Below are 8222 nucleotides of genomic sequence, written 5' to 3' on the forward strand. Positions count from 1 at the left end.
AAATATTAATTTTTAGTTAAAAATTAGAAAAGTATATTTATTAATTAATATATAAATATAACATATCTTAATTGTTAGTTTGTTAAACTTATTTTTATTTTTGTGGTGAATATGGTAAAAACTTCTTCAAAAAAAATTACAAAAGAATTTGAAAATCTTAGAAAAAATCTACTTGATTTAACTTCAAGAAATCAACTTCTTAATTTTAAGCCAAGGGCAAAAACATTAGAAGTTATTAATAATTCACCGACCCATATATATCAAGTACTTGTTTTACAAGAAAAAAAGATGCAGTTTATCCCAAAGGAAAAGTCAAAGGATAATGAAGATAGTGTTGAGGATAAAGTTAATAAAAAATCATCAAAGTTTCATAATTTATGGGAGCATCCACCAATTGATTTGACAATTTTTAAAGAAGGAAACACTTCACTTCAAACTAATTTAACACCTTCTGAACTTCAAAAAAGATTGTTTTATATTAATCAGCAAGCTAAAACAATGCTTCAAGAACAAGGATATAATATTTTATATTTAGCTATTGGTTTTTTAGAATGGAAAGATAATATTAAACCTAAAGAAGGGAAAAAAGCACCTCTTGTACTTATCCCAATGACAATGAAACGAAAGAAAGTTGGAAAATCATTTTCTCTTTATTGGAGTGGTGAGGAAATACAAACTAACATTTCACTAAAAGCTAAACTTAAAGAAGAAGGCTTAGACTTACCAAAATTTAGTCCAAAGCCTTATATTGAAGCTATTGACCATTATTTTAAAGAGGTTAAAAATACCATCTCAAAAAGTCCTGCAACACGAAGTTGGAAGATAATTCCAGATATTGCACTCGGTTTTTTTTCATTTACAAAATTTGTAATGTACAATGATCTTGACCCAAATAGCTGGAAAGATGTAGATTTAACACAACACGAGCTTATTGATGCAATATTCAATCCAAAACATCATGACAGTGAAAACTCATTTAAAGAAGAAGATATTGATTTTGAATTATCTTATAATGACATGTATCATGTTCTTGATGCTGATTCATCACAAATTGCAGCTATTGAAGATGTTAAAGCTGGAAAAAACCTTGTTGTAGAAGGACCTCCTGGTACTGGAAAATCACAGACAATTGTGAATTTAATAGCTGAATTACTTGCAAGTGGGAAAAGTGTCCTATTTGTTAGTGAGAAAATGGCAGCACTTGAGGTTGTAAAAAGTCGACTGGATTCTGTGGGGCTTGGAAAATTTATATTAGAATTACATAGCCATAAAACAAGACGAAAACAAATCTTAAAAGAGCTTCAAAAGTCATTACATGAACAAAGTAAAGCAAAACTTGATATGACTCAAATTATCAATAAATTAGATAGCTTAAAGCTTGTTCTTGATAATTATGCTGAAGTTATTCACAAACAAATGTATGAAATCCAAATGAGTCCTTATGAACTTTATGGATTAAAAGAACTTGCTGAAGACCAATTCACAAAGAAAAACATGATACTTCCTCTTGTTAAAGTAAGTTCACCAGAATCTGTTACAAAGAAAGAATTAGATGACATAATAGGAAATCTTGAAAGTTTAGCCGAATTATACGAAGCACTAGGTACTAAAAATCCTTGGAATAAATGCAGCCCTAAAAGTCTACTTCCAGGAGATTTAAGAGAAATTGAGCTATTAATCAATGATTCATTATTTGCATTAGATGATTTTGTTGGCGAAAGTAACAAATTAAATGAAGTATATGGAATTAAAGTACCTACAGACATTACAACATACAAAAAGTCATTAAAAGGTCTTGAACTCCTTGAAAACCATACTAGTGAGCTTATTGACAGTTCAGTAATAACTAATAAAAGATGGTATAATAACCCAGAGGAAGGAAATTATTTAATAGAACAACTAAATAATTATCAAAAATCCAAGGACATAATGGATAAATTTAAAGATTCAGCTATTTATCAAAATTTAAACCCAATTATTCAGGAATTTGAGAAATTTACAAATAAAAAATTTAAATTATTTAGCAATAAATCACATAAAGATGAAGTTAAGTCATTATACAAACCTAATTTTCAAAATAAACTATCTAATGATAAAGCTATTCTTAAAGACCTTAAAGATTTGAAAAGATTTATAAAACAAAAAGAAGAGATAGAAACTATTGAAAGTAAAGGAAATTCATTCTTTGGAGAACTTTGGCATTTGAATACCTCAATTAAGGATCTTAAAAATGTTACAGAGTGGATGAGTGAATTTAGCTATTTACTTAAAAGTGGGATTTACACTAAAAGAACAATAGAACTATTTTCAAATAGCTTATTTGATATGGATTTTAATAGTACTTTAGAGGATTACGTTAAAAGTGGAGAGGAATTCTATAAAAAATTAAAAAAACTTGAATCAAAACTTAATCCAAGAAGCAAATTAATATTTAAAAAAGAAACAGATTATGTAAGCTTTGATAAATGGAGAAATCAGTTGAATGAGTGGAAAGGGCAATTATCAAGTCTCCACCTATGGTCACAGTATTTAAATATAAAAGATTCATGTTTAAATACAAGTGCTCGAGGATTTGTAAAATCAATTGAAGAGCGAAATATTAAAAAAGAAGATGTTAGATATTTAGTTTATGGTAACTTCGCAGATAGCTTGCTTAATATTATATTTCAGGAAAATGAGACACTATCTATATTTATTGGAGAATTACATGAAAACAAGATTTCAGAGTTTGATAAATTAGATTTAGATATAATTAAACTTAACAGAAAAAGAATATTTTATAAATTAAGTGAAAACACTCCTAAAATATTTGGTGAAACTGATAATGAAGAGGCTAAAATATTAGCAGGAGAGTTTACAAGAAAACAAGGTCACCTGCCACTTAGAACTCTTCTTGAAAAAGCAGGAGGAATTGTAAAACAGATAAAACCATGTTTCATGATGAGTCCACTTTCAATAGCTCAGTATTTAGATCCTACAAATCCTAAATTAGAGTTTGATGTAGTCATATTTGATGAAGCAAGCCAAGTAAAACCTGAAGATGCTCTTGGAGCATTTATGAGAGCTAAAACTGCAGTAGTCATGGGAGATACTCAGCAGTTACCTCCAACATCCTTTTTTGACCAACTTGCAATGGGTGAAAGTGAAGAAGAAACTGCCACTGCATTAGACATGGAAAGTATACTTCACCTTTGTAAGTTATCATTTCCAGTTAGGATGTTAAAATGGCATTACAGAAGTCGTCATGAATCCTTAATTAATGTTTCTAATAAAGAATTTTATGATAACCAGTTATTGGTTTATCCATCACCTTCACATGATACTGAAGAATTAGGTTTAAAATCAATATACAATCCAGATACAATATATGATAAAGGAAAATCCTCATCTAACAGAGGAGAAGCTAGAGAAGTTGTAAAAGAAATATTTAATCATCTGAGAAGGTATGGTGATAAAAAGAGTTTAGGAGTTGGAACATTTTCTGTTGCTCAAATGAATGCAATTCTTGAAGAACTTGAAATAGAACGTAAAAAACATCCAGAAATGGAACCATTATTCTCAGATAAAAATGAAGAAAGATTTTTCGTTAAAAACCTTGAAACAATTCAAGGGGATGAAAGAGATGTTATATTAATTAGTATTGGTTATGGTTTTGACCAATTCCAAAAGATGACTCTTAACTTTGGCCCATTAAATCAAGAAGGAGGAGAAAGAAGATTAAATGTGTTAATCACAAGAGCCAGAGAAAAATGCATAGTGTTCTCAAACTTCAAGTCCTATGACATGCATCTAACCTCTAATCCTCCATTTGGAGTTAAAGCACTTAAAAACTTCTTAAGCTATGCTGAAAACCTGTCTTCTAAAATAAAACAAAACCAAGAAATCAGAGAAAGTGAAAATTTTGAAGATTCTGTATATAATTTCCTTATTGAAAATAACTATGAAGTAGATAAACAAGTTGGTGCTGCAGGATTTAAAATAGATTTAGCTATTGTAGATGAGAATAATCCTGGAAAATATCTACTTGGGATAGAATGTGATGGAGAAATGTACTCATCATCAAGAGTAGCAAGAGACCGAGATAGACTCAGGCAACAAGTATTAATAGGGTTAGGATGGAAATTATACAGATTATGGTCAACTGACTGGTACAGAAACAGAGAAATATCAAGAACAAAACTATTAGACCACATTAAAAAAGTAAAAGAACAAACAATAACAGAAGAACTTCAAGCAGAAGAACAAAGAAAAGCCTACGAAAAAAAACTAAAAGAAGAAATAAAAAGAGAAAAAGAAAGACTAGAAAGAGAAAAAGAACAAAAAATTGCAGAAGAAAAATTAGAAGAAGAAAGAAGAAAAAGAGAAGAACTAACAGAGCTAGAAGAATTAGAAGAAAAAGAATATAAAACCACAAAAGAAGAATCAGAACATGAAAAAATAGAAGAAGAAACAGAAGATGAAAATAAATTAGTAAACAGAGAAATAGAAACAACATCTATCAACTCAGAAGATGAAACACTATTTGAAAAAGAAAATACATCGATTATAGAACAAGGAACTATTTCAGGAGAAGCAATTATAGAACAAGGAACTATTTCAGGAGAAGATTTAAACTTTAAAGAAAATTTCAGTATTAATGATTCAAATAATTTTATTACTCAACATGATAATGAGAATAATAATAAATTTTCCATTATTAATAATAAAAATATAGGGTTTAATCCAAAATATAATAAAAAAGAAAATAAAGTTGAAGATATTAATGACACTATAGAAATTGAAAAAATTGAAACTAATGAGAAAATTGAAGAAAATAATGGTAAATATGCTATTAAATCTGCCCCCATTAATGAAAAACAGAATATTCCAGAGAAAAAACCACTAAATAATTTTAATGATTATAAAAACGAAAATACAATTGAAAATAATATAAATGATAATACAATTGAAGATAATATAAAAGATAATGAATTTACTTCAGAAATAGAAATAAATGAAGAACCTAAATTAAATACAAATGATAATGAGAGCAATATAAAAAACAAATTTGATAGAGATAATGGTATTAATAAAGATAATGATATTAATAAAAATAGTCCTATTAATAATCATGAAAATGAATTAGTCAATGATAACGAAATTAAAGAAGATAATGAACACGATAGAAGTAATGATAATAAGAACAATATTAATTTTATTGATACTTTTATTAATAAAGTTTTAGATAAACAAGCTCCAGACAATGAGGTTGTAGATGAAGAATATAAAGATAATTTTCCAAAAGAATCAAAATTTAAAACAATAATTAATAGTTTGAAAAATTTAAATCAATGGAAAAATAATAAATCATTAGATTACAACCAAATAGATAGTGAAGATTTAAATTTAAATCAAGATATTGATGATGACAGTTATAAGAATGATCCTGATGATTACCTGATTAATAAAGAAAATGAAAAGGATGAAAATATAACTGTTGAGTATGATGATATTAATATCAACTCTAAAAACATTGAAAATATTATTGATAATAATATTTATGAAACAACTGAAAAAGAAAAGAATATTGAAGAACTTAAAAAAATACCAGAATATGCTGATAATGAAGAAAATAATGAGATACAGCATATTGAATTCACTAAAAAAGAAAGCATTGAGCATTCTAACTTAAAAAAAGAAATGGAAAATCACTCAGTAGATTCATTTGAGAAAACAAAAGTCAAGGATAATAATTATAAAATTAAGGACAAATATATTAACCCAAAAGATAAAATTATTTTTGAATTAGAAAATACTACATATAACGATATTAACGCTGATCAAAATCCAATATCTAATTCAGGTAGTGAAAATAATAATAATAATAATAATATAATTAAACCTAATATTATAAGAAGTAATGAAAATAAAGATGTTGAAAGTTCTAATATTTCATATGAGGTGAAAAAGGAAAAGATTGAATTCAAATCTAAATTGGATTTAGAATTAAACAATGAACTCCATGATGGAAATGTAAATAGCTATGATAATAAAATAATAGAGAAAAATGTGAAGGAACTTGATACAAAAATTAAGGATTATGATGAAAATAATGAAGTTGATGAAAACAGGATAAATCAGGATTATAATGATATTAAGAACATGAGTATAGATAATTTAAAAATTAATCTTGAAAATGAAGATAATTTTGTTGTTGATGATATAGAAATCATGGATGATTTCAATTTAATAAGCCTTAATTCGATGGATAATAAACTGAAATCAGTCACTGGGACAATAAGTGAAATAAAAAGTCAAGTGAATTATATTAATAAATCTTTAAGAGAAATTGAGGATCCAATATATTATACTAAACATATAGCTATTAAAAATAATAATAATAATAATAATAAAAATAATAATAGAATTGCTAAAGTAAATAGTCTTGAAAATAATGATTTTGAAGTTAAAAATAAAATAAATAATACAAGTAATAGTAGTACTAATATTACTAACAATAAAATTAGTAATAATTATAGAAATGACACTAATAAGACAAATGAAGAAAATATAAAAAATGTTGAAAGTGCAGAAAAAGAGAATGATACATATAGATCAAGTGATTCATTATCCATAAGTTCATTAGAAAAATTATATAATAGTTCTAATGAAGAAGTAGCTAAATATATTTCAGACATAGTGACACTTAAAGGACCAATACATAAAATTGAAGTAATAGCCATTATAAAAGAGTCATGTAATACTAAGCGAGCAACTCCTAAGCTTAAAAAGACCATTAATAATGGAATTTCTGAAGCGGAGTCATCAGGTGAGATTTTCATCATTGATGATTTCTTATTTTCTTCTCAAAACTCTGAAATTCAGGTGAGAAAAAGAAATAAACCTAATATAGACTTGATTTCTAATGAAGAAATTGAGGAAAACATTAAATTATCTCTGAAAAACAATAGCTCACTTTTTAATAATGATTTAGTTAAAGAAGTTGCAAGTAAATTTGGTTTTAGAAATACTTCAGCAAAAACTACAAAAAAAATAATTAATGTTATTGATTCTATGATTGTTCAAGGAATAGTTATTAATAATGATAATAAAATTCAGTTAAATAATATATAATCTAGTATGATTTTTTAATTTAAAAGTAATAAATTTAGTTCGTTAAACTGTAGTATAACGAACTAAAGAATTTTTCAAAAACAAAACAATCAAAACATAGAAAAAAGTAGTAGTTCCATCTATATACAGCACATAATTTATAGTATTTTTAAGCATTTTAAAAAATATTTAAACTTAATAAAAACTTACACTTGAAATATATATTTTGTATATAATATTTGTTATAATAAAAACAATTAATAAAAATTATAAACTAATATGTAAATGATTATCAAGTAATATTTTATATTAATATTTTAATAAACCATATTTATAATTTAGAAATAATAAAATATAATAACTAATTTTAATAATGATAATAAAAATAATGTAATATTTTATATAATAAAAACAATATATTTTTATTAAACAATATTCATAAATTAAATTGAGACAGATAATTATTAGAATAATTATTATAAAAAAAGTAATACCTGGAGAAATAAACATGAAATTTAATCAACTTGATAATATCAAATCAATATTTCACAAAAATACAAGAGAAAACAATGAGCATATAGCTATTTTCAAAAGGATAGGAAAAACCAAGTATTTTTACCCATTAAATAAAATAGCTATTAATTATTCCATAAATTATATAGAAACACAATACAAAAGAAAAATCGATGAATTAGATAACAATAATCTTAAATACCAATATAATCTTTTAAAAAGATTTGTTAAAGAATTAAAACCTAAAAATATTCAAAAAAATAATATAAACATGATTAGCTTCAGTTTAAAATATGGAGAACTAACTCCAATTGATGACTATTCAAAATCAAATATGCTATACATTTACAAACTAATTAGTGAGTCTCCAAGATCAAATGTTGATTTGTGGAAACAATTAAAAATAGATATAGAACCATTCCTTTAAAGTTATGGTTTTGATATGAGTAATAATGGTAATATAGTAAATAAAAAAAATAAAATAAGAAATTTGGCTGTGCAATAATTATTTTTTGATTCTTTTTAGTTATGCTTAGTTTTAAATATTATGGGGTGTAATATATTATTAGTGTTTTTTAGTTTTTGTTGAGTTGGTGTTTATGGTTTTGCATGAAGAT

General features: G+C 25.4%; 2 protein-coding genes. Both read left to right on the forward strand.

The window, feature by feature from the left end:
• Positions 1–111: 111 nt before the first annotated feature.
• Complete coding sequence (locus MBFIL_RS00915) at positions 112–7113, forward strand: DUF4011 domain-containing protein (RefSeq protein WP_066970562.1); 7002 nt, start codon at positions 112–114, stop codon at positions 7111–7113.
• Between the two features lie 487 nt (positions 7114–7600).
• Positions 7601–8032, forward strand: a complete 432-nt coding sequence (locus MBFIL_RS00920; RefSeq protein WP_066970564.1) for a hypothetical protein — start codon at positions 7601–7603, stop codon at positions 8030–8032.
• Positions 8033–8222 lie beyond the last annotated feature (190 nt).

Origin of the sequence: Methanobrevibacter filiformis (genome assembly GCF_001639265.1) — an archaeon.
In the GTDB taxonomy this organism is placed as follows: domain Archaea; phylum Methanobacteriota; class Methanobacteria; order Methanobacteriales; family Methanobacteriaceae; genus Methanacia; species Methanacia filiformis.